The 1,295-nt window shown below is 67.3% G+C and carries 1 protein-coding gene; it reads left to right on the plus strand.

Annotation, left to right across the window (positions count from 1 at the left end; genetic code table 11):
* Positions 1 to 69: 69 nt before the first annotated feature.
* The coding region (locus tag QLQ12_RS46795; RefSeq protein ID WP_282767545.1) for an IS701 family transposase at positions 70 to 1,295 on the plus strand (1,226 nt) is incomplete at its 3' end.

Raw genomic sequence — 1,295 nt, forward strand, 5'->3', positions numbered from 1 at the left:
CTAGTAGTGCTTTGTCACTTTCGAGTGGCTGATGGTGACTTGTTCATGGACGGTCGCTGTCATTGAGGTATGGACGTTGTTGAGGCTGACCGGTTGCGTGATGACCTGGCCGAGTTCGCGTCGGATGTGTTCGCGTCGCTGACCAGGGCGGGCTGGCAGGATCGGGCGGCCGCGTATCTGCAGGGATTGATGATCGACGGGCGGCGGAAGTCGATCCAGCCGATGGCCGCCCGGCTGCAGGGCGTGCATGAGCAGGCGTTGAACCACTTCGTGACCAACAGCCCGTGGCAGGTCGCGCCGGTCCGGCAGCGGATCGCAGCGCTGGCCGATCAGGCGATCGGCCCGACGGCGTGGGCAATCGACGACACCGGCCTACTCAAATGCGGCACCGCATCGCCGTGTGTGGCCCGCCAGTACACCGGCACCGCGGGCAAGGTCACCAACTGCCAGATCGCGGTCAGCGTCAGCATGGTCACCGACACCGCGTCCTGCCCCGTCGACTGGCGGTTGTTCCTGCCCGAGTCCTGGGATCCCGCCTCGCCCAAGGCCACCACGAATGTCCACGACCGTCGCCGCCGTGCCGGGATCAGCGACGACGTGACCCATCGGGAGAAGTGGCGCCTTGCCCTGGACATGATCGACGAACTACTGAGCTGGGGACACCGGCCACCGCTGATCGTCGCCGACTGCGGCTACGGCGACGCCGCGGAGTTCCGGCACGCCTTGACCGAACGCGGGCTGCCTTATCTGGTGCAGGTCAGCGGCAGACTCAGCGCCTACCCGGCCTCGACAGAACGCACGATCGGCAAATACGCCGGCGTCGGTTCCTACCCCACACCGCGTTACCAGCAGCCGGCAGCCACCCTCACCGAACTGATCACCACCGGCCCCGCCCGGGCCCGGCGAGTGACCTGGCGGCCCGGCTCACGCATGCGCGCCGGCAGTCCAGTCCTGATGTCATCGCACTTCGTGTTCACTCGCGTCCGCCCCGCCGGACGAGCCCTGCTGTCCGCCCACCGCGGCAAGGACCTGCCCGAGGCCTGGCTGATCGCCGAATGGCCACCCGGCAGCCCGGAGCCAATCAAGTACTGGCTCTCCGACCTGCCCGCCCGGACCGCGAAACGCACCCTGATCCGATGGGCGCAACTACGCTGGCGCATCGAACACGACTACCGCGAAGTCAAGACCGGTCTCGGTCTCGACCACTACGAAGGCCGCACCTGGCAAGGCTGGCACCACCACGTCACCCTCGTCTCCGCAGCCCACATCTTCCTGACCCTGCAACGCCTCGACCC

It is taken from the genome of Actinoplanes sandaracinus (genome assembly GCF_030009775.1).
Lineage (GTDB): Bacteria > Actinomycetota > Actinomycetes > Mycobacteriales > Micromonosporaceae > Actinoplanes > Actinoplanes sandaracinus.